This is a genomic window from Photorhabdus namnaonensis (assembly GCF_001684335.1).
Classification (GTDB): domain Bacteria; phylum Pseudomonadota; class Gammaproteobacteria; order Enterobacterales; family Enterobacteriaceae; genus Photorhabdus; species Photorhabdus namnaonensis.
The window spans coordinates 1-21,915 of sequence record NZ_LOIC01000036.1 but is presented as its reverse complement, the minus strand read 5'-3'; the positions used below and the strand labels follow the sequence as shown (position 1 = coordinate 21,915).

At 43.6% G+C, this 21,915-nt stretch carries 19 protein-coding genes; 4 read left to right on the top strand and 15 right to left on the bottom strand.

What is annotated here, in order from left to right:
• Positions 1–404: 404 nt before the first annotated feature.
• From Phpb_RS07335 to Phpb_RS07295, 9 genes are all read right to left on the bottom strand, one after another.
• Positions 405–1,229 (bottom strand): class I SAM-dependent methyltransferase, encoded by an 825-nt coding sequence (locus tag Phpb_RS07335; protein ID WP_065389792.1) that lies wholly within the window; start codon positions 1,227–1,229, stop codon positions 405–407.
• Positions 1,230–1,240: 11 nt separating this feature from the next.
• Positions 1,241–2,311: a cysteine desulfurase family protein gene (locus Phpb_RS07330; RefSeq protein WP_240492445.1), complete on the bottom strand. Its 1,071-nt coding sequence runs from the start codon at positions 2,309–2,311 to the stop codon at positions 1,241–1,243.
• A gap of 96 nt (positions 2,312–2,407) precedes the next feature.
• A complete protein-coding gene (locus tag Phpb_RS07325) occupies positions 2,408–3,292 on the bottom strand; it encodes an LPD16 domain-containing protein (RefSeq protein WP_065389790.1) in 885 nt (294 codons plus the stop codon).
• 720 nt (positions 3,293–4,012) lie between these two features.
• Positions 4,013–5,467, bottom strand: a complete 1,455-nt coding sequence (locus Phpb_RS07320; RefSeq protein WP_065389789.1) for an amino acid permease — start codon at positions 5,465–5,467, stop codon at positions 4,013–4,015.
• Positions 5,468–5,561: 94 nt separating this feature from the next.
• The gene (astE, locus tag Phpb_RS07315) at positions 5,562–6,548 is read right to left on the bottom strand and encodes a succinylglutamate desuccinylase (protein ID WP_065389788.1); all 987 of its coding nucleotides are present in this window, start codon (positions 6,546–6,548) and stop codon (positions 5,562–5,564) included.
• A gap of 12 nt (positions 6,549–6,560) precedes the next feature.
• Positions 6,561–7,904, bottom strand: a complete 1,344-nt coding sequence (gene astB / locus Phpb_RS07310; protein WP_065389787.1) for an N-succinylarginine dihydrolase — start codon at positions 7,902–7,904, stop codon at positions 6,561–6,563.
• A 49-nt stretch (positions 7,905–7,953) separates the two neighbouring features.
• A complete protein-coding gene (gene astD / locus Phpb_RS07305; RefSeq protein ID WP_065389786.1) occupies positions 7,954–9,429 on the bottom strand; it encodes a succinylglutamate-semialdehyde dehydrogenase in 1,476 nt (491 codons plus the stop codon).
• A 2-nt stretch (positions 9,430–9,431) separates the two neighbouring features.
• A complete protein-coding gene (gene astA / locus Phpb_RS07300) occupies positions 9,432–10,460 on the bottom strand; it encodes an arginine N-succinyltransferase (RefSeq protein WP_240492443.1) in 1,029 nt (342 codons plus the stop codon).
• Between the two features lie 44 nt (positions 10,461–10,504).
• A complete protein-coding gene (locus Phpb_RS07295; RefSeq protein WP_065389784.1) occupies positions 10,505–11,713 on the bottom strand; it encodes an aspartate aminotransferase family protein in 1,209 nt (402 codons plus the stop codon).
• Between the two features lie 1,630 nt (positions 11,714–13,343).
• Between Phpb_RS07295 and Phpb_RS07290 the strand changes: the two genes are divergently transcribed.
• The 3 genes from Phpb_RS07290 to Phpb_RS07280 all read left to right on the top strand — a co-directional run bounded on the left by Phpb_RS07290 (position 13,344) and on the right by Phpb_RS07280 (position 16,946).
• Positions 13,344–14,084: an SDR family NAD(P)-dependent oxidoreductase gene (locus Phpb_RS07290; RefSeq protein WP_065389783.1), complete on the top strand. Its 741-nt coding sequence runs from the start codon at positions 13,344–13,346 to the stop codon at positions 14,082–14,084.
• Positions 14,085–14,774: 690 nt separating this feature from the next.
• The gene (locus Phpb_RS07285) at positions 14,775–15,515 is read left to right on the top strand and encodes an SDR family NAD(P)-dependent oxidoreductase (RefSeq protein WP_065389782.1); all 741 of its coding nucleotides are present in this window, start codon (positions 14,775–14,777) and stop codon (positions 15,513–15,515) included.
• Positions 15,516–16,205: 690 nt separating this feature from the next.
• Positions 16,206–16,946, top strand: a complete 741-nt coding sequence (locus tag Phpb_RS07280) for an SDR family NAD(P)-dependent oxidoreductase (RefSeq protein ID WP_065389781.1) — start codon at positions 16,206–16,208, stop codon at positions 16,944–16,946.
• 538 nt (positions 16,947–17,484) lie between these two features.
• Here the strand turns inward: Phpb_RS07280 and Phpb_RS26285 are convergent.
• Positions 17,485–17,679 carry a hypothetical protein gene (locus Phpb_RS26285; protein WP_205634748.1) on the bottom strand — a complete coding sequence of 65 codons (195 nt, stop codon included), beginning with the start codon at positions 17,677–17,679 and terminating at the stop codon, positions 17,485–17,487.
• A 296-nt stretch (positions 17,680–17,975) separates the two neighbouring features.
• Positions 17,976–19,187, bottom strand: coding sequence for an MFS transporter (locus Phpb_RS07270; RefSeq protein ID WP_065389780.1), 1,212 nt, complete (start codon positions 19,185–19,187; stop codon positions 17,976–17,978).
• A gap of 169 nt (positions 19,188–19,356) precedes the next feature.
• Here Phpb_RS07270 and Phpb_RS07265 point away from each other — a divergent pair, with 169 nt between their 5' ends.
• Positions 19,357–20,235: a LysR family transcriptional regulator gene (locus Phpb_RS07265; protein ID WP_065389779.1), complete on the top strand. Its 879-nt coding sequence runs from the start codon at positions 19,357–19,359 to the stop codon at positions 20,233–20,235.
• Positions 20,236–20,336: 101 nt separating this feature from the next.
• On the opposite strand, the gene tnpB is transcribed toward Phpb_RS07265, so the two are convergent.
• The 4 genes from tnpB to Phpb_RS07245 form a co-directional block, all read right to left on the bottom strand.
• A complete protein-coding gene (gene tnpB, locus Phpb_RS26635) occupies positions 20,337–20,654 on the bottom strand; it encodes an IS66 family insertion sequence element accessory protein TnpB (RefSeq protein WP_240492437.1) in 318 nt (105 codons plus the stop codon).
• Positions 20,648–20,950 carry an IS66 family insertion sequence element accessory protein TnpA gene (gene tnpA / locus Phpb_RS07255; RefSeq protein WP_065389778.1) on the bottom strand — a complete coding sequence of 101 codons (303 nt, stop codon included), beginning with the start codon at positions 20,948–20,950 and terminating at the stop codon, positions 20,648–20,650. The genes tnpB and tnpA overlap by 7 nt, the downstream gene beginning before the upstream one ends.
• Before the next feature lie 165 nt (positions 20,951–21,115).
• Positions 21,116–21,313 (bottom strand): bacteriocin immunity protein, encoded by a 198-nt coding sequence (locus tag Phpb_RS07250; RefSeq protein WP_065389777.1) that lies wholly within the window; start codon positions 21,311–21,313, stop codon positions 21,116–21,118.
• Between the two features lie 11 nt (positions 21,314–21,324).
• Positions 21,325–21,915: RHS repeat-associated core domain-containing protein (locus Phpb_RS07245; RefSeq protein ID WP_276204251.1), on the bottom strand; the 591-nt coding region annotated here is incomplete at its 5' end.

The following is a 21,915-nucleotide window of genomic DNA, read 5'->3' as shown; positions in this document are numbered from 1 at the left end:
AACATAAAAATAAAATGACAAAAAGTAAAAATAAAATAATTTCAATCACCTATATAATTAACAACCCGAGAATTCTTACAATATTATATATACAATCAAATAATCATTATATTTTTATACCATAATAATCTAAAGAATAATTTCTCATTATTGTAATGACATCGTAAAAACTTATAAAAGTCCATTGATAATAAAGACAAATAATTATTTATCTCTCTTTATAATATATCTCTCAATGAAAATATTTCCTGCTATTTAAATAATAACTCACATTAGTTTTTTATTTAAAGAAATCAGGGGAGCAACGAGCATGATATGTGATCCAATCAGAACGATTAAACCGGGCATCCAGCCCGGCAATAATGAAGATAAAAAAAGTAAGATATCCAATCAACAGGGAATAATCATGGACGATAACCGACAAAGGCTACGCGCGACAACCTGCGTTCGATTGAGACTAACTGAGTGGTGGACAAGAAGTTCTGCATACGCTCGAACGTCTCTTCACCTTCTATTGCGATAAACTGCTCCTTGCGCTTATTACGCCCGGCACGCCAGCGTTCACTGAGTTCAACAACGCTTTGTGTCAGGTCCACTTGCATTTCGAGGCAAAGGCCCGCTTCGTTGATCAGGCGCTCATTCAATCCAACTGGGCTATAGAGGAAATAACCCGGCATGCCACGTATCACTATCTCTTCTTTACTGAGCATACCCGTTACCAGAGTAGGATCAGTATACAAAAACCGTCCGCCTGGCTTCAGTAGCCGATACCACTCACTCAGCAAAGCCAGCCGATCCGGAATATGTATTACCGAGTCAATGCACCATAACGCGTCAAAGGTACCGTCAGGAAATGGCAGAGGCTGACGAACATCGCTGTCAACGAAATTGCTTCGATCTTCCAGTCCGAAATCTGCCGCAAGTTGCCGAGCGGTAAGGAGACCGTGAGGATTAATGTCAACCCCCGTCACGCTACAACCGCTGGTCCTTGCCAGAAACAGAGCCGGCCCTCCAGACCCACTGCATACATCCAGCACATGAGAGCGGTCAGATAATTGAAGCCATTGGGAGAACTTTCTAAACTCATCAGCAGAAGACCAGTTGTTCTGCCCCAGATCTTCGCCATAGGTCTCTTTGCGTACCTCAGATACCGCTTCCGCAGAGAAACTACCGAAAGCCCGTTCGTAAAAACCAGTGCCAGGGCTTGAGGAGGAAGTTTGCATAGTCATAGATAATGCTCCTAGCGAATAGAATTTAATCGGAAGACAAGGTGTTCAATTGCGGTATCCAGTATCGCATTATCGAGATCCGGATCAAAACAGAACCGAACCGACGCATTGGCCTGAGACGAGCTTAAGCCGATGCCTGTGAGCACATGCGAAGGTTGTAGTTCCGCGGAGTTGCAGGCTGAACCTGACGATATAGCCACCTGATGCAACCCGGATATCAATGCCTCCGAAGCGATACCTTTGAACTGAACATTCACCACATATGGGGAACTGCAAGCGAGATCAGTATTTAACACTGCATTCGGCACTCTTTGATGCAGACGAGTGATGAAATAGTCTCTCAATGCGGTGACTTTTGCCTGACGTTGCATGAGGGTCGACTGAACTACCTGGCACGCAAGGCCAAACCCGACAATCAACGGCGTTGGCAAAGTGCCGCTACGCAAATGATTCTGACCGCCGCCATAGATAAAGGGCCTCAAACGTGCCGCAATACGCGCATCGACGAAGAGCGCCCCAATCCCTTTCGGTCCCCGCATTTTGTGGGCAGAAAACGAAAGCATATCAATTCCGGTTTTCTTGACGTTCATGGGAATTTTGCCGACAGACTGGACAGCATCCACATGTATCCAAGTGCCTGACCGACGCGTGATTGCAGCGATTTCATCCACCGGCTGAACGGTGCCTAGCTCAGAATTCACATGAGTGACGCTGACGATACGGGTGTCGGCGGTCAGTCTAGTCATGACATCTTCCGGTTTTACCCGACCATTGGCGGCAACCGGCAGATACTCGACATCAAGCCCCCGACGAGCCAACTCTTTGCCGACGAGCAACACAGATTTGTGGTCGATGGGGCAAAGCAGCGCTCCCGCAGGAGCGCATTCGTTGTGGGCAAAACTCGAAAAAAGAGCGATGTTGTTGGCTTCTGTAGCGCCTGATGTGAAGACGATCTCTTCCGGGCGGGCGCCGATGAGAGACGCAACTTGTTGGGTAGCGTTCTCAATCGCATGCCGGGCACGACGCCCCATCACATGAGCGGAAGAAGCGTTGCCGAATTCATGCTCCATATAGAATCGCATGATGTCGACGACCTCTGGAAAGCATGGTGTCGTGGCGCAATGATCCAGATAGATTGCGCCAGTCGTGTTTTCATTGACATTCATAGCGACTGCCTATCAGGAAGTGAAAACAGCAACGTTAACAAGCTTCGAGTAGATCTCTTGCTGCCGCATCTCTCCGCTTCCACCGGGATCTGCAACAATCACCTTCATACCCGAAAGCCCATACAGAGAGAGCGCGGTACTTACCCCTGTTTTGACCGGTTGAAAACATTCGCCGGGGGCAAAAATAACCAGAAGACGATGTTGCGCGTTGTAGACCTCAGAGATCATCTCCGTGATCTCTCCCGCACATCCGGTAACACCACAGGTAATGAGAGGCCGATAGTCGCCGTTTTCATCCACAAGAGAAATTTCGGTTCCAGCATCAGGACCATTGTCGAGAACACGACGATTTAAAAGCCCCGCTTTGACCAACTTATCGGCGCTTTTCTGGAACCGATATTTCAGCCAAGTCTCCGGGTAGGCAATAGGGTGCTTGCGGCTTGCAAGTATGTTTTGTTCAGAGAATCGCCCGCCGCGCTCCAAGACAGATTGGTATGAGGCCGGAAGCGCGGAGAATTGCTCGTAGAAGACACGCCTTAATTCGGATGCAGGCCCATTATCGCGCGAAACATATTGCCAATCGTTGATAAGCAACAGAAATTTAATCGCTTCGAATTGGGGATCAAGCTGCTCTGCGATTCGAACACCAAGTTCCCAAGTATATCCTGGAAAGATTCCTACGCGTCGTTCAATTTTTTCTCGCATGGGCGAACTATTTTCTTCAATAACCCCCGGTACGAGGCATCCCCGTTCTTCGTCAAGAAAAAGCATAAAATGCCCCGCCATAATGACGAGATCTGGATGTGGAGTATTAGTTACTTCGGCGAGAATAAGGCCGAGTAGCTCAGCCTCGGATTGAACCAAACGGTGGCTGTTTGAGATATTAATTTGCTGCATATGTGCCTATATTTATATTATTGATTTTATTAGAAATTTAAAGGCTGTATTATAGTTATGGAAACCGTATAACCCATTTCAATTTTCCTGGTGGATTGCTGAATTTCACTCACTATGAACATCCTCCCACACAACAATTATCAATTATCGACTGATAATAGATAATATATTTACATATAATCTATCATACAACAATTAATAATATTAATTATTAAATCCATGCCCTGTACTATTTAATATACACTAATAGCCAAGATTAATGTTGTATATCCTTATGTAGAGAAACCAGAGGCATTAACTAAAACGGTCAACGATTCAAAATGAATTAAAAAATTTGACGAAAAACAAAATAAATCATCAATAAATTTAATTTAAAATTTAATAAAAGCACCGAGGTCATGAATATCCAATGCTAGATTCGACTAATAATACAGGTAGCATGGAAGCCTATTTGGCATTGAAGGGACTAAATACTTAGCAGGTGAAAACTAATGGACTTAACAAAGTCTCAATTGGAAATAGGTCAAAAGAAATAACGCAACTTTGACTAAAATATCTGCAAAGGCAGGCCCCTGCCCGCAAAAGATTTGATTATCACCTGAGGTAATTGTTTGATATCCGTTGAATATCGTACAATCAAATGAGCCGTTTCGGCTAATATGAGATCACCATTGAAGCCATTTTTCTATCTGTTTCAATCCATTATTTCTTCATTCCTGTCTATGAACGAAAACTCTCTTTTGATATCTGATAACGTTGTTCTTCCTGTGCCTCATTTCTCTTTTTTACACGCCATAAAATACTTAACAAAATAAACCATAAAGGCGTGACACAAAGTGCAACCAGTGTATCCGGGTCAAAAACCATTACCACTATGGTAAAGATGAAAAAGGTCAGGGTTATCCAAGTCATTAACATCCCCAAAGGCATCTTAAATATTGAACGTTTATGCACATCAGGGCAATTCTTACGATAAACCAAATAGGCAATCAAAATCACACACCAGCTATAAATCACCATAATCGAAGCAACAGTGGATACAATAGTAAACAACTGCATGACATTCGGTATGATAAATAAAAGCGACGTACCAATCACCATACAGAAACAAGAAAACATCAGGCTATGTACAGGAATTGCGGTATTGCGGGAAAGAATTTTAAATTTCCGGTGGGCATTTTTTTCTGTTGATAAGCCATAAAGCATACGTGTACAAGCATATAATCCACTATTAGCAGAGGACATTGCCGACGTTAACACAACAAAATTAACCACTGCGGCGGCGGCAGGCAAACCAGCCAAGGCAAATAGCGTCACAAAAGGGCTAACTTCCGCTGAAATTCGCCCCCAGGAAGTGACAGCAATGATGCTTAACATGGAGAAAATATAGAAAATAATAATTCTTATCGGGATATTATTAATGGCTTTCGGCAATATCTTTTCCGGATCTTTGGTTTCTGCCGTCATCGTGCCAACTAACTCAACACCGGTAAAAGAAAAAATCGCTATTTGAAAACCGGCAAAAAAACCAAAAATACCATTTGGCAGAAATACCGATGGATCAGTTAAATTATTCACCGAGGCGATCATACCATCCGGTGATTGCCAACCTACCATCACCATACCAACACCAATAATAATCAGCGCTAAAATCGCAATGACTTTAATCATGGCGAACCAGAATTCAGCTTCGCCAAATAAGCGGACAGAAAGAAGATTACAAGTACCCAGTAAACCTAGCGTTATAAATGCGGGCACCCAAAGAGAAACGCCGGGAAACCAATATTGAATGTAGCCGCCGCATACAACAACATCAGCAATACAAGAAACAATCCAACTCATCCAATAAGTCCAGCCGAGAAAAAAACTGGCTTTGGTACCTAAATAATCGGAAACGAAATCGGCAAAAGAGCGATAATTCAATTTCGTCAGGAGCAATTCCCCCATTGCCCGCATGACCATATAGACAAAAAAACCAACAATCGCATAGGTAATAATGATTGATGTACCCGATACGGCAATGGTTTTTCCTGATCCCATAAATAAACCTGTGCCAATAGCGCCACCAATGGAAATCAATTGAATATGACGCGCACTCAGCCCTCTATGAAGCGTTTGTGTATCAGCAAATTTCTCTGCCGAAAGGTTTTGTTGAGTTTTATTGTTTTTTATCATGATAATACCCGTCCGTCGTTAAAGAATCAGTTGACTGCCAAATCTTCCCAAAGAAGAAGTTACCACGGCTTCAGGAAGAAAATAGAGTAATATCTTATTTAATTATTTTTTCATTTAACGCAAGTAACAATCCCGCCCTTAATCCATTAGCGACCTCAGCATTAGGAAATAAAATAAACTTCGCCGGAAATTTAACTTTCCAATGACGATCATGTTGGCTGGCGATTTCAAATCCTTCTGGCAATTCAGTAAAATTCAAAGTATCCGTGGGTATATGAAGCTGAAAACTATTATCACTCTTAATAATAGAGTCAATTACCTGATAATGTTTCAACTCAGATTTAATACGTGCAATTATTGGTGATAAAGAAATTAAATTATAAAGAGCATCGGTAATTTTTTGGAATTTGGTTAAATCATTTTCCCCAAAAGGCATTGCTTTACCCATTTCCATCGTACAGCTATCCGCCCCAAACTTTTCACTCAAGAAATGGCTGAAAGTCCCGGCTTTCTCACGATGGTAAACCAGTGCATCAATATCGCTATCATGCAACCATTGCATAAATTCAGCAGAAAAGGGACAGCTCTTGACAGGCAACAAGGCGAATTGTTCGTGGTGAGAAGCGCGGATAGCGGTATGCAGATCAATATGCCAGCGAATATTTGTCGACGACACCGAAGGTTCAGCAAAAAAACGACTCACGACATCTTCAAGTTCAGCCGCGCGTGATCGCTCATCTCCCTGCGGAAAATCCAGATAACGACCACCAAACATGCGATTCAAATCATGCTGTAAATAACGTCGATTCGCCCGTATCGCAGGCAAATTACCGAAGATAATCAACAATTTATTTTTTAGTGTTAACGTACCATCCGCCAACTGTGCAAGTAACTGAATCAATATTTCAATGGGCGCGGTTTCATTACCGTGAATACCGGCAGAAATCACCAGAGACCGATTTTCTCCCTCATGGGGAATCAGCTGCAATACCCCTTCTGCCAACCAATGCACATTCATTGTCTCTGGAAATGTCAGGTGGTCGGCAAGTTTTTTTTCAAGCAATAATGTTAACAGATCCATATCTGCTCCAATTTAGCGCTGAAATTCATAGATTGATCCTAAATTCAGGATCTGCGTTAACTCATCCAGAGCGGTATAAACTTCACGAAGTAACTGAGGATCAACCAAATCACCGGCACATAATTCGTCACGATAATGGCGCGCTATCCATTTGGTCAGGCGATCGTAAAGCGGCGTATTCAACAATGTTGCGGGATTGACAGCACGAAATTCAGCATCGTTTAGTACCACCCTCAGACGCAAACAAGCCGGTCCGCCGCCATTGCGCATGCTTTCCCGCAGATCAAAAACACAAACTTCATTAATCGGTGAAGAGGATTGCGCAATCAGCGACTGTAAATAGCTCCAAACAACAGCGTTTTGACGGCACTCTTCAGGAACAACGATCATCATCTTTCCGTCAGTTTTGCTCAACAATTGACTATTAAAAAGATAGGAATTAACGGCCTCTTTAATGCTTACTCGCTCAGACGGCACCTCAATTGAGACAAAATCCTGTCCCAACACCGACAGTTTCTGCTTAATTTCGGCCAGCGCCTGAGATTGATGAAGATAAGCATGTTGATGATGAAAAAGGACATTTCGGTTGCTTACCGCAATCACATCGTTATGGAAAACACCACTGTCAATGGCGACCGGATTTTGCTGGACAAAAACGGTTTGCGCCGGATTAAGCTGATGCAGTCGGGCAATTGCTTCACTGGCTTCCAATGTTTGCCGCGCCGGATAATGTTTAGGCACCGGGCCGCCGCGAAACGCGCTACGGCCATAAACAAACACCTGTACGCCGGGCGTATCATAATCGCCGCCAAGGCGATTATGGTTTGCCGCCCCTTCATCACCAAAATCTTCATGTTGTGGAAGAGCCTGGTGATGGACAAAATAATTTTGATCAGCAAACGTGGCTTTTAACGCGGCGGCTGTCGTTTCTACCTCCAGCGAACGGTGCAATTTGTTATTCAAATTTGCCACCGTGAAATGAACTCGCTGATCAGCGCTATCCGCCGAAGGCGACACGGTTGCCGCATTTGCTGTCCACATTGATGAAGCAGAACTCAGTTTTGATAATAACACCGGAGAATATTTAGCCGCTTTATGAAGTATCTGCTCATCACTGCCGACAAAACCTAAATTACGTAAGGCAGGGATATTAGGGCGTTGTTGCGGCGGAAGCACTCCCTGAATAAACCCCGCATCAGCCAGCGCTTTCATTTTCATCACACCTTGCAGCGCGGCTTTACACGGGTTAGATACGCTATCCTTATTATTAATCGAAGCCTTATTACCCACAGAAAGCCCCGCATAATGATGGGTCAGGCCGACCAATCCATCAAAATTTGCTTCAAAACCAGCCATAAATCCCTCTGAAAAAATTGTATAAATTGAAACCTATTCCGTTAAACGGTTAATCAGGGAAGCAGATCCCCGGCGCAAGCGTCTCAGGAAAAGTAAGTTCGTCGGCAACCAGAGATGCCATCGGCCAGGCACAGTAATCAGCCGCATAATAAGCACTAGGTCGGTAGTTTCCTGACGCGCCAATGCCGCCGAAAGGCGCTTTACTGGAAGCCCCGGTTAACGGCTTATTCCAGTTCACAATGCCCGCTCTGGCATCTTCTGACAAGTGTTGGAACAAGGCGGCATCCGGCGAAATTAAACCGGTCGCCAGCCCGAATCGGGTGTTGTTAGCGATTGCCAACGCTTCATCAAATGTGTCATAACGCATAAGCATGAGTAGCGGCCCGAAATACTCTTCATCAGGAACATCAGTGATTTGGCTAACATCAATAATTCCGGGGGTCAGAAACGTTGATTGCGGCTGACATTGCTCCAGTGAAACCAAAGAGATGCCTCCCAGTTTTTGCAACCGATCTTGAGCTTCCAATAGATTTTGCACAGCCTGTAGAGAAATGACGCCACCGATGAACGGTTGAGGTTGAGCATCCCAATGGGATGGCACGATCCGCTCTGTCACCTCCACCAGACGCTTAATCACCGCGTCTCCGTGCACGCCATTTTTCACCAACAATCTGCGAGCACAAGTACAACGTTGACCGGCTGAGATAAATGCTGATTGCACAATGGTGTAAACCGCGGCATCAATATCGTCGCAACCATCGACGATCAATGCATTATTTCCCCCCATTTCAAGCGCCAACATCTTCTCCGGCTGACCGCCAAGCACGCGGTGAAAGTGAAAGCCAGTATTGGCGCTCCCCGTAAACAGCACGCCATCAATCTGCTTATCCTCCAGTAATGCAGTCCCGGTACTGCGCGCTCCCTGAACCAGATTGAGCACACCGGCGGGCAAACCCGCTTTTTCCCATAGTTTTACCGTCTCTTCCGCGGTCATCGGCGTCAATTCACTCGGTTTAAACACCAGCGTATTACCCGCAATAAGCGCAGGAATAATATGACCATTAGGCAAATGTCCGGGAAAGTTATACGGACCAAAAACCGCCATCACACCGTGAGGACGGTGACGCAGTAAGGCACGGCCATCTGGCATAATCGTTTCTGATTCACCGGTACGCTGTTCCCACGCTTCGATAGAAATCGCCGCTTTACCTATCATAGATTGTATTTCAGTCCGCGTTTCCCATAACGGTTTACTGGTTTCCTGACAGATAACACGAGCGAGCGTCTCTTTCTCCTCATTCAGTAAAGCCGCAAACGTCTGAACGACTTTAATCCGCTCACTGGCGGGCAAATGCGACCAGACATAAAACGCCTCGCGGGCAGCATGACAAGCGGCTCTGACCTGAGAAGCATCAGCGCTGTTAGCTTGCCACAGAATCTGTTGATCTATTGGGGAAAATTTAGTTATTGACTCACCCTGCCCCTCAATCCATCTTCCCCCAATGTAATGTGCTTTATAATTCATGTTTAATTTTCCTTTGGAAAGAGACTAACCAGTCGAACCTGCTCCCCATCGCTTACTTGAAGTGCATCCATCTCAGCGGTTGTTAAAAACAGTTCATTACTGTCACACGCCACATTTAATAAAAGCGCTCGGAATTCACTAAACTGCTGATTGGCAACGATGCAAGAAACACCATCATCTCTGGTCACTGATGCTGCTTTACTAACAGGAACGAGACGACTCTCTTTTACCGCACGTAGCCGGTCAATCTCGGCCTGTAATAAAGCGCCGCCATCAAAAATATCGATATGGCCTTGATAGGAAAGACCTTCTTTTTCAAGAATAGCCCGGGCAGGTACAGTTTTCTCATGGACCTGCCCAATCACCTTCTGAGCCTCAGCCGATAATAAGGATATATAAATAGGGTGAAGGGGCATTAGCTCTGCAATAAAGGTTTTCGATCCAATACCGGTTAAGTAATCTGCCTGAGAAAAAGGAATACCAAAAAAATGTTGTCCCAATGAATTCCAGAAAGGGGAATTTCCTTGCTCATCTGCAACTCCCCGCATTTCAGCGAATATAATTTTAGAAAAAATATCCCTAAATGCGGCGATAAAAAGAAAACGAGCTTTGGAGAGAAATGTTCCATTTTTCCCCTTCTGATATTCTGGATCTAGAAACAAGGTACATAATTCACTGTTACCGGTCTGATCTTGCTCCAAAGTTAACGCTTCAATAGATTTATAAATCCCCAATTCACGTGATGAGCGAACGGTTTTTTGTACCCGAAAGTTATAAAACGGCTCCTCCAGCCCAACCGCCACTTCGATGGCACTGACACCCGCCACCCGATTCACGCCCGTATCTTCCAGCACAAAAAGGAATCCCTGTTGAGCCCTGGACAGTTTTCCATCAAAAGTATCAACGCTACGCGCAATACGTGCGCGCAGCTGCTCCAGGTTATTGGGAAAAGATGTCAAACCTATACCAGCGCGTTGAGATAAAGACTGAACCCCATTTAAGTCACTATGCCGGACAGCTCGGAAAAGCATCATAACGTCACCTTCAACTTACTATTAACCTATAAACCTTACTATTAACCGACAAACCGCATGATGGCGCTTTCAAGACGAGCCAGACCTTCATCGATATCAGCCAAGTCGATATTTAATGCCGGCGCAAAGCGCAATACATCTGGACCCGCGATTAAGGCCATTAACCCCTCCTCTGCGGCCAAATTAGTTAATTGCTTCGCCTTACCCTGCCAAGCCTTATCCAATTCAGCGCCTAAAAGCAGCCCCTTACCGCGCAAACAACTGAATATTCGGCAACGCTGATTCAGTTTCGACAATTTATCCATGAAGTAATCATGACGTTGCAAAACGCCGGTGAGCAGTTCTGGCTGATTAACAATGGAAAACACCTTATTGGCAACTGCTGCCGCCAAAGGATTACCGCCAAACGTAGTACCATGCGTTCCTGGTTGAAAAACCGCTGCAATATGTTGTTTTGTTAACATGGCGCCGATAGGAAAGCCTCCGCCGAGACCTTTAGCACTGGTAAGAATATCAGGCTCAATACCATATTCCTGATAAGCATAAAGATACCCTGTACGACCTACCCCAGTTTGAACTTCATCAAAAATAAGCAACGCCTGAAAACGATCACACAAAGTACGTAATTCCTGCAAGAACGCAGGATCTGCGGGAACAACACCGGCCTCACCGATAATAGGCTCGACAATAACCGCACAGGTATTTTCAGAAATGTGTTCTCTAATTGCCGATAAATCATTATAAGGAAGATGGGTAATTCCTTGCGGCAGGGGGGCATAATCTTGTGAATATTTTGGCTGCCCGCCTACTGTAACGGTAAATAATGTTCTCCCATGAAAAGAATCTTTAAATGAAATAATCTCACTCTTATTTTTCCCATATTTATCAGAGGCATATTTTCTGGCTAACTTTAATGCTGCCTCGTTAGCTTCCGCTCCTGAATTACAGAAAAATGCTTTATCAGCAAAAGTATTTTCCACGAGTTTTTTTGCTAATTTCAGGACAGGTTCATTGGTGTAACCATTACCTATATGCCACATTTTCTCAATTTGAGAAATTAACTCATCCTTTAATTCAGGATGTGCATGCCCTAATGAATTAACGGCAATTCCACCTGCAAAATCGATATATTCCTTACCATCCTGATCCCATACTTTCGAACCTTTGGCCCGAACAGGTATGAACCTGGCAGGAGAGAAACAAGGAACCATATAGTGATCAAACCAACTTCTCTGAATATTTTCTAACATAGATCATTTCCCCTTAAAATAGAGAGTACACGGACGAAAGAAAGTAATATACCCCGCATCATTTTTCGTCTCACACTTACACAACTTATTAATGTATGCCGAGGAAAAGGTTTACCAAACTGAAACCTAAAAATCCTTAAAAATAATAGAATTACAGGATCTTTTTAATATTATTCTTATTAATCCCATGACTATTCCCAAAAATAGCTGCACAGCCACTAGAGAGATACTGTTGCCCGCCTTTAACAAAGTCAACACAAGTTATACACAAAAAAAATACTTTTTGATCTCGTTCAAAATTCCAAAAAGTATTTTTATGCACAATTTATGCACTTTTAGTGAATAAAAAGCGAATAAATTGTGCATAAATGAAATCTGCTACATATAGATGAAAAGAATAAATAAATAATTATTCATTAATAACGCTAGGAATTTATTTACTTAAATGTAAAATAAAATTTGACGTAATTTAACTTTTAAAAACCAGAGTAAACCGATAACCCAAAACAACAAAAGAAGTGAATAATCTGACAATAATTTAATGTAGAATTAACTATCCAGTTAAGAAAATTGACTATATCCAAATGCTCTTAAATTTCAGACAACAATAATACCCCTGCCTATTGAGATTATTTTTCACAAATTGACTTTATTGTACCCTACCTCAATGATTTACTTAGATTAGAGAAACAGGTAAAGCCTTTTCAAGTGAAAACTATTCAATAGAGATTATCACTTTCCTCAATCTTATTTTTATCCAGAAAAAACCGAAATACAATTTATACCGAATGATCATACCGACGCAAAAAAATTCATTACTTCTTAACATATTAGCATTATGAAACTTTTCCATCACAACTGATCACCAACTCTCTATTCAGAGCTTAAAGTGACTACTTTTCTGGCTCGCTAAGGCGTTAATATATAGTATTAACGTACAGCTGAAATAATAGATATAATCTTTGCTATCAATTTATCATTTAAGCGTTCTCATTTAATTTTCTGAAATTATCATTAGCGGACGCTGAATTCTATCATTAAAAGTAGAATTGTTATCTGCATTTATTATGTGTGAATGTCAAATCACTTTATATTTTATTTTCTTTATACTAATATCCAACCGAGATTATTTAAAAATATTAAGTGTTTTGACATATAAACTAAAAATTTTATATTTAATTATAAAAAATTTTATTTTGAAAAACACCAATAAAATTAGAGATCTATTCTAAAAAACAGATGCAACATTAATCCAAAATGCGACTTATTCAATATTTACAAAATCATCCAACATGCCAAATTATAAAAAAACACAAGATTAAGTTGAAAAATAATTTATTAAGCATTATTTTACAGAAAATAAGGTAATATCGTTAATGTAAATAGAAAGATATCAATAAAAACTAAAACTAATCTGACCAACTATTAAAAATATTGCATTTCCAGATGTTCTATAACGAAAAATAAAAAAAATCTATTTACTGCCAATTCCACTAAAGGGTATTCCAGCCCCTTGATTTCTCATGCTGGAACGTGACAACACGAGTTCGTTTAAGATCAAACTTTGAACAATGGGATCAATTCATCTTCCAAAACATGACTTATTCCATATCATTTATAGGAGTAGAATATGGCTTCAGATTTTAGCGGTAAGGTAGCAATCGTTACTGGCGGTGCAATGGGTATTGGTGCCGCGGTCTGCCGCAGACTGGCTGCAAACGGCGCAAAAGTTGTCATAGCCGATCTTGACGGCAACGCAGCTCAGGTTCTTGCCAATGACCTTGATAATGCTATCGCTATTCAGCTCGACGTCTCCCAAGCGTCTGCGGTAGAGCGCTTAGTGGCTCAAACGGTAGAGACCTTTGGGGCACTACACCTGGCAGTCAACAACGCAGGGATAGCCGGCTCGTTCCATCGGACCGTAGACTATCCGTTAGATGATTGGCATCAGGTCATCAACACCAACATGCACAGTGTCCTGTATTCGATGAAATACGAGATCCCCGCGATGCTAGCTTCTGGCGGTGGTGCGATTGTTAACATGGCTTCGGCCGCAAGTAGTGTTGGTCTCGCCAACTCGATTGCATACGTAGCAGCCAAGCATGCATTGCTAGGCATGACAAAGACCGCCGCGCTAGAATACGCGACACAAGGAATCCGGATCAACGCTGTCGGGCCTGGTTACATCGACACACCATTGATGTCCAGGCTCGGCGCCGATGTAGTCCAAAAAGCTATCAAGCATCATCCTGTCGGCCGCCTCGGAACACCAGATGAAGTCGCTGCACTAGTTTGCTTCCTGCTATCTCAGGATGCGTCTTTTATTACTGGTAGTTACCACCTCGTTGACGGTGGATATACCGCACGTTGATCTCTTTATATCTTAGATTTTAGCGGAGCATCATCATTCAGCTCTGAGCCATATTAAAACTGGGCGAAGCAGACAGTGACCTCCTTTAGTCGTAATAAGCCTGACGAGGAGATTGTTGTCGCTTTGTCCGTATCAATTTTTCAGGACAAAATATACTTAGATTGTTGGTAATAAATTGACCATACGTGTTTTATCTTAACTATTAATTTGTTATTCCAGATAAGACATTTCACTTTAGTCTTTATTTATTAAATAACTTCCTTTCATTTTCTGCAATTTTCATTAGCATACCCTGAATTTCATCATTAAAAGCGGAACCGCTATCTGTATTTATTATACATGAATACTAAATCAGATTATATTTTATTCCACCCTAATTAACACCAAACAAAATAATTAAAAAAACATTAAATAAGTTTAAATAAAAAAAATTAAATTTAATTATAAAAAATTTTATTTTAGTCACCACCTAAAAAACCGACCATATATTCTAGAAAATTGGCAAAACATTAATTAACAATACAACTTATTCAATATTCATAAAATAATCCAATATACCAAATCACAAAATAAATATAAGACTAAGTTGAAAAAAGATTTATTAGACGTTATTTTACGACAATATAGAAAAAAACCAACGCAAACTAAAACTAATTAGTTTGTATCACTCACTTACAGGAGTAGAATTATATGACTTTAGATTTTAATAATAAAGTGGCAATCGTTACCGGCGGTGCAATGGGTATTGGTGCTGCAATCTGCCGCAGACTGGCGGCAAACGGTGCAAAAGTCGTCGTGGCCGATATCGACGGCAACGCCGCTCAAGCCCTTGCCAATGACCTTGATAATGCTATCGCCATTCAGCTCGACGTCACCCAAGCGTCTGCGGTAGAGCGCTTAGTGGCCCAAACAGTAGAGACCTTTGGGGCGCTACATCTGGCAGTCAACAACGCAGCGATAGCCGGCCCGCTCCATCCGACCGCGGACTATCCGTTGGATGACTGGCATCAGGTCATCAACACCAACATGCACGGTGTCCTGTATTCGATGAAATACGAGATCCCCGCGATGCTGGCTTCCGGCGGTGGTGCGATTGTTAACATGGCCTCGGCCGCAAGTAGTGTTGGTCTCGTCAACTTGATTGCATACGCAGCCGCCGGACATGCAGTGCTAGGCATGACAAAGACTGCCGCGCTGGAGTATGTAAAACAAGGGATCCGGATTAACGCCGTCGGGCCCGCTTGCACCGACACGCCAATGTTATCTAGGCTCGACACCAATGTAGTCCAAGAGATGATCAATGATCATCCTATCGGCCGCCGCGGAACACCAGATGAAGTCGCTGCACTAGTTTGCTTCTTATTATCTCAGGATGCGTCTTTCATTACCGGTAGTTACCACCTCGTTGATGGTGGATACACCGCGCATTAACTTCCTTAATATCTTAGGGTTTAACGGAGCATCATCATTCAGCTTCGAATCATATTAAAACTGGGCAAAGCAGACAGTAGCCTCCTTTAGCCGTAATAAGCCTAAAGAGGAGATTATTATCGCTTTGTCCGTATCAGCTTTTTAGATCGCAATGTACTTAGATTGTTTATAACAAATTGACCATACGGTGTCTTATTTTAACTATCAATTTGTTATTCTAGATAAGATATTTCATTTTAGTCTTTATTTCTTAAATAATTTCCTTTCATTTTCTGCAATTTTTATTATCATACACTGAATTTCATCATTAAAAGCGAAATTGTTATCTGCATTTATTATACATGAATACTAAATCAGATTATACTTTATTCCACCCTAATTAATACCAAACAAAATTATTAAAAAAATACAAAATAAGATTAAACAAATAAAAATTAAATTTAATTATAAAAAATTTTATTTTGATCACTATCCAAAAAACAAACAATATATTCTAGAAAATTGACGTGATATTAATTAAAAATACAACTTATTCAATACTCACAAAATCATCCAATATACCAAATCCCGAAAAATATAGGGCTAAGTTGAGAAAAGATTTATTAGACGTTATATTAAGACAATATAGAAAAAAACCAACGCAAACTAAAACTAATTAGTTTGTATCATTCACTTACAGGAGTAAAATATATGACTTTAAATTTTAATAATAAGGTAGCAATCGTTACCGGCGGTGCAATGGGTATTGGTGCTGCAATCTGCCGCAGACTAGCGGCAAACGGTGCAAAAGTTGTCGTGGCCGATATCGACGGCAACGCGGCTCAAGCCCTTGCCAATGACCTTGATAATGCTATCGCCATTCAGCTCGACGTTACCCAAGCGTCTGCGGTAGAGCGCTTAGTGGCCCAAACAGTAAAAACCTTTGGGGCACTACATCTGGCAGTCAACAACGCAGGGATAACCGGCCCGCTCCATCCGACCGCGGACTATCCGTTAGATGACTGGCATCAGGTCATCAACACCAACATGCACGGTGTCCTGTACTCAATGAAGTACGAGATCCCCGCGATGCTGGCTTCTGGCGGTGGTGCAATTGTTAACATAGCCTCGGCCATAAGTAGTGTTGGTTTCGCCAACTTGATTGCATACGTAGCCGCCGGGCATGCGTTGCTAGGCATGACAAAGACTGCCGCGCTGGAGTATGCAAAACAAGGGATCCGGATTAACGCCGTCGGGCCCGGCTGCATCGACACATCATTGCTATCCAGGCTCGACACCAATGTAGTCCAAGAAGCTACCAAGCTTCATCCTGTCAGCCGCCTCGGAACACCAGATGAAGTCGCTGCACTAGCTTGCTTCCTGCTATCTCAGGATGCGTCTTTCATTACCGGTAGTTACCACCCCGTTGATGGTGGATATACCGCGCATTAACTTCCTTAATACCTTAGGTTTTAACGGAGCATCATCATTCAGCTCTGAGCCATATTAAAACCGGGCAAAGCAGACAGTAGCCTCCTCTAGGCGCAATACGGCTGATATGCTCCACATTGTTGATGCCTGTTATAAAAAGGGTATTCAGGCCGCTGACGAACCTCGCTATTTTAAACGCGATTTATCAGCGGCCTGGAACTAAAGGCGCCTTTAGTTTGTTATTATCTTATTTCAAGTTGTGAGTGAAAAATGATGTAATCTTGTCAAATGGAATGAATTTCGTCCGATCATATAAGTCCACATGCAATGCGTCGGAAACAATGTAAAGTTCCTTAGGCTCAGCCGCCAATTTGTAAGCATCCTCGCTGAAGTAACGGGAATTAGCTTTCTCACCCGCAATGAACAGAATCGGACGGGGCGAGATTGCCTCTATTTGAGAGAACGGAAAGAAATTCATTAATGCCGGGTTGCTGGTCAGAGACATTGCTGTTGTTGAACGAGGATGGTGTCCCCTCGGCGTCCGGTAGTAATCATAGAACTAGCGAGCTACAGCGGGTGACTCGGCGGTAATTTCTTCCGGAGTCCCGATAACATAGCGTTTCTGCCCACCTTCAAATTCGACGTAGCGTTGCTGGGCAATGTCTTCAAGTGCTTTGATCCTATCCTCTTTGGTCATTGTGTCCCCCAATCCCTGACGGCGATCCCGGCCCATATCATACATACTGATAGTCACTATGGCCTTCATCCGAGGATCGACAGCCGCAGCACTGAGTGCAAACCCTCCGCTCCCGCAGATACCAATGACACCAATGCGATTTCTGTCAACAAATGAGCGACACCTTCTGGTGGATTACCTTGTCACTTTGCGCAAATGTTTTATCCCAAGCCAGCGTATCCGCGGCAGATGCTACTGCCGATGTTGATAACATCGTACTCAAAGCTATTGCTGAAACTATCTTTTTCATGTTCATATATTTGCCTTTAATGAAATATAAAAGTCAGTACGTTTTTCTCTGCTATTGTCCATGCTTACCCATAAGCAATAACGTCTGGATGGGCTGAACGCTGTGCAGCCCAGGTAAAAATGGCAGATAACGACAGTAATACCGCGCCAAAGACGAAGAGACTTTTCCAACCCATGACATCAAACATTGCTCCGCCGGAGCTGGCTCCCAACGTAATAGCTAGCTGAATAGTCGCGACCATCAGGCCACCACCAACTTCCGCATCATCCGGCAGTGCGCGGCTCAACCAGAGTCCCCAAGCAACCGGTGCTGGCGTGGCGACTAATCCCCAAGTTGCCAGTAACGCCGCAACCGCTATGCCAAAATTTCCGAAAATGGTAAGGACTACCGCAACCACTGCCATCGCGAGAGGGATAGCAATCAGGTAGGCAAACAACCGTTTTTTTAATAACAATCCGATGAAATATGTTCCAACCAGACCGCTAGCACCCAACAGAAGGAACGTGAGGGATAATTCAGTCACACTGATGCCAGTAATCGTTTCCAGAAACGGCCGCAGATAGGTAAAAACAGCGAACTGCCCCATGAATAACAACATGATGCCAGCCATACCCAGAGCAACCTGCGCTCTCTTCAACAACCTGAATGGATTGACTACTTCATTTTTTTTACTGGCTTCCATCACAGGAATCCCCCGCCATTGCCAGGCAAACGCCAGTATGGCAAGTGGGATTACCATAAAAAAGGCGCCTCGCCAGCCAATATACTGTCCCCAAAAGCTGCCTAACGGAGCTGCAATGGTCGCTGCCAGCGCATTGCCACCGTTTATCAGAGCCAGCCCTTTCGCAACAGAATCAGGTGGAAGCAGCCTCATCACAGTCGCCGTCGCCATTGACCAGAAACCACCAATGGCGATGCCCAATAAAGCCCGTCCGACCATGAACTCCACGTTATTAGCGGCCAGTGTCACAATCACCCCGGATATTGTCAGAAGCAGCGTGAAACTCAGCAGCACTTTTTTCCGGTCGAACTTACCTGTCAGGGGAGTATTCAGCAGGCTGGTCGGCACGGCAAAAAAGCCTGAAACTGAAATAGCCTGACCCACCTGCCCCTGGCTCATCTGCAAGTCCTGTGCGATTGGACTTAGCAAGCTGACGGGCATAAATTCTGACGCAATCAATACAACAACACAGAGAGCCATCGAAAAGACCGCTCCCCATGCAGGTGGCTGTGTTGAATGCGTGTATGGTCTTACATCAATATCAACAGTTTTCATTTTTCTCCGGCATTCATTTGATAGCAGAACGGAATGACGTGCTTTATGCATCCCAAACAACTATGGCGATAATCAAACTCATGTAGATCTTAATTGCATAGTGTTTCTTTGATTAGACGCTATAATTAGCATGCTCTTGTGAGAAAAATTCAACAATTGAGGTTTCAGGATGGATGATCTGCAAGCATTTTTGTTAGTGGCAGAGGAGCGAAGCTTTACAAAGGCTGCGGCAAGAATGGGCGTCACGCCATCAGCCCTCAGCCACACCATTAAAGCTCTGGAGGAAAGACTTGGAGTACGTTTATTAACCCGCACAACACGTAATGTCGCACCGACAGAAGCAGGGGAAAGATTATTACATTCTATTAGTCCTCTTTTTGAACAGATTAACGCTGAAATTGAAAGATTGGGTGAACTTCGGGATAAACCTGCGGGTACAATTCGGATCACTTGCTCAGACGATGCGGTACAGATGATCCTGAGGCCCATGCTTGCCAGGTTTCTTGCCCGATATCCTGACATCAACGTGGAGGTCAATATCGATTACGGTTTCACGAATATTGTCAGTGAGCGGTTTGATGCAGGAATCCGGCTTGGCGAAGCTATCAGTAAAGATATGATAGCAGTACGTCTTGGTCCGGATTGGCGCCTCTCCGTAGTTGGGACACCCGCCTATTTTGAGCAGTATCCAATTCCGCAATCTCCTCATGATCTGACAAACCATTGTTGTATTAATGCCCGTTATTCAGTTGTTGGCGGTATTTACGTGTGGGAATTTGAGAAAGATGGCAGAAAGCTGAATATTCGGGTCAATGGGCAATTTACCTCAAATAGTACTATTCATCTTCTGAATAGCGCACTGGATGGTATAGGACTGGCTTATGTTCCTGAATATTTAGCTAAACCCTACATTGCCGACGGGAAATTAAAGGAAGTCTTAGCAGACTGGTGTCCATATTTTCAGGGATTTCATCTTTATTATCCCAACCGGCGACAAGCTTCACCGGCTTTTATGGCTTTTGTGGAAGCCGTCAGGTATCACGTCTAGAGTAAATAAGCATAACTGTCTCCGGGGCGGAGATAGAAAAAATATCAACGGTTCTCTGGTAATAAAAGTAAGGCTCCATCTCCAGCGCCAACCAGATATCTTCACAGGGTAAAGTCGTCGGTATAAGGCTGTCGTTTGGGGCAGACCGCCGGGGGAGCTTCCGGGAGATGCAGGCGTGAAAGCTGGGTCTCCAGCACCGCGATATCGGTATCGGCATGCAGACGGCGGGTACAGAGCCAGACACCGTGTCGGTCCCAGCGCAACACCTTGAGACGGGAGCGGGCCTTGTTGCAGAAAACAAAAGCGGCTTCGTCCTGCCAGCGCAAATTCAGTCCCTCGAGGTGTTGAGTCAGGGCATCAATGCCCCGACGCATGTCGACGGGCTCTCGCACCAGAAAGAGCTGTTGCAGTTTCAGCATCGGGCCAATACCCGCATCACGTCAGGCAACAGTGTTAATGGACAGGCGATGGCATACCCGTCTGGGGTATGCAGGGTGACGGTGCGCGCGTCGTCAGGCTGGAGTGAAACCGGCAAGATGGCGGGTAGTGTCTGGCTGAGAGGTTGGGGGATGTTGTTACTGTCGGCAATCCAGTCGCGGAAAGAGGAAAAACTCAGCTGATGCTGTTCGCAATACTGTTTTCGAGTCAGGTCACTGTGGCGCCATTGGGTCACATGTTGCTGTTTTTGTTCCGGGGTATATCGGCTACGGCTCATGGTGTCAGTCTCCAGGTGAAGATAAGGAAGCAGTAGCGTGCATGGGCCGGAGAGGAAGAACAAGGTGAGATGACCGGACGTTTACGAAAGGGCGTCATTTAGGCGCAGTCGGTAATATGCCCTTATAGGGCTAGAGCAAACCACCCGCTATGCGGGTGGTTATGATTAAAGAGATATAGGTTTATAAGATAATATTTTATCTACAATTTCTTCGGCACTTAGGTCATCATAAAATATATAATTTGAAGCCATTGGATCTAATACACTATTACACAATAAATCAATATTCTTATCCGCTTCCTCCTCTGTGCCTTCACTTCGTTGGATCTTCCTTATTAATTCAACGAGTTCATTTCTAGACATCATATTGAACCTCAAAAATGATATGACCGATCAAGAACATCCAAATGGTATTTAGGTGTAACTATTAATATATTATCCATATCGTATACGCCTCCTCCATGCTGAATTGGTGTTCGATGGTGAAGAACATAAGATCTATTTTTCCCATTCCATTGGGTGTTATGAGAAATAGGTGCCTTGCTATCTAACATTCTAGTAATATTAGATTTGCTGAACTCTTGTGATAAATGAGGATCTTTAGCAACTTCTTTCCAAAAGGTTTCTCTAAAATCATCAAACGACTTAAACGTTTTTCCTTTCATTTTCTCAGCAATAGAAGCAGGAAACAATCCTGCATTACCATGAGAGCCCTTCAACCACTTGTTAGTAATGCTCTTTCCATTACCAGTAGCAGCTCCGGCAGAACATCTACTAAGTCCCAGAGGGTCAACCCATCCAGCGGGATTTGTCACATATGCATAGGTATTCTCACCGCCCCAGAGGCCAGTTGGATCGGGACTGAGGTAGCACGCTGCTTCCGGCAAATAATAGCGGAACCGATTATAAAATAAACCACTTTCCTCATCAAAAAGTTGCCCGGCGAATCGGAGGCCCGGGTCCAG

Bases quoted from the DNA above. Each gene is read 5' to 3' on its own strand.
- Phpb_RS07335 (WP_065389792.1), bottom strand. From the start codon at position 1,229: ATGACTATGCAAACTTCCTCCTCAAGCCCTGGCACTGGTTTTTACGAA.
- Phpb_RS07330 (WP_240492445.1), bottom strand. From the start codon at position 2,311: ATGCGATTCTATATGGAGCATGAATTCGGCAACGCTTCTTCCGCTCAT.
- Phpb_RS07325 (WP_065389790.1), bottom strand. From the start codon at position 3,292: ATGCAGCAAATTAATATCTCAAACAGCCACCGTTTGGTTCAATCCGAG.
- Phpb_RS07320 (WP_065389789.1), bottom strand. From the start codon at position 5,467: ATGATAAAAAACAATAAAACTCAACAAAACCTTTCGGCAGAGAAATTT.
- astE (WP_065389788.1), bottom strand. From the start codon at position 6,548: ATGGATCTGTTAACATTATTGCTTGAAAAAAAACTTGCCGACCACCTG.
- astB (WP_065389787.1), bottom strand. From the start codon at position 7,904: ATGGCTGGTTTTGAAGCAAATTTTGATGGATTGGTCGGCCTGACCCAT.
- astD (WP_065389786.1), bottom strand. From the start codon at position 9,429: ATGAATTATAAAGCACATTACATTGGGGGAAGATGGATTGAGGGGCAG.
- astA (WP_240492443.1), bottom strand. From the start codon at position 10,460: ATGCTTTTCCGAGCTGTCCGGCATAGTGACTTAAATGGGGTTCAGTCT.
- Phpb_RS07295 (WP_065389784.1), bottom strand. From the start codon at position 11,713: ATGTTAGAAAATATTCAGAGAAGTTGGTTTGATCACTATATGGTTCCT.
- Phpb_RS07290 (WP_065389783.1), top strand. From the start codon at position 13,344: ATGGCTTCAGATTTTAGCGGTAAGGTAGCAATCGTTACTGGCGGTGCA.
- Phpb_RS07285 (WP_065389782.1), top strand. From the start codon at position 14,775: ATGACTTTAGATTTTAATAATAAAGTGGCAATCGTTACCGGCGGTGCA.
- Phpb_RS07280 (WP_065389781.1), top strand. From the start codon at position 16,206: ATGACTTTAAATTTTAATAATAAGGTAGCAATCGTTACCGGCGGTGCA.
- Phpb_RS07270 (WP_065389780.1), bottom strand. From the start codon at position 19,187: ATGAAAACTGTTGATATTGATGTAAGACCATACACGCATTCAACACAG.
- Phpb_RS07265 (WP_065389779.1), top strand. From the start codon at position 19,357: ATGGATGATCTGCAAGCATTTTTGTTAGTGGCAGAGGAGCGAAGCTTT.
- tnpB (WP_240492437.1), bottom strand. From the start codon at position 20,654: ATGCTGAAACTGCAACAGCTCTTTCTGGTGCGAGAGCCCGTCGACATG.
- tnpA (WP_065389778.1), bottom strand. From the start codon at position 20,950: ATGAGCCGTAGCCGATATACCCCGGAACAAAAACAGCAACATGTGACC.
- Phpb_RS07250 (WP_065389777.1), bottom strand. From the start codon at position 21,313: ATGTCTAGAAATGAACTCGTTGAATTAATAAGGAAGATCCAACGAAGT.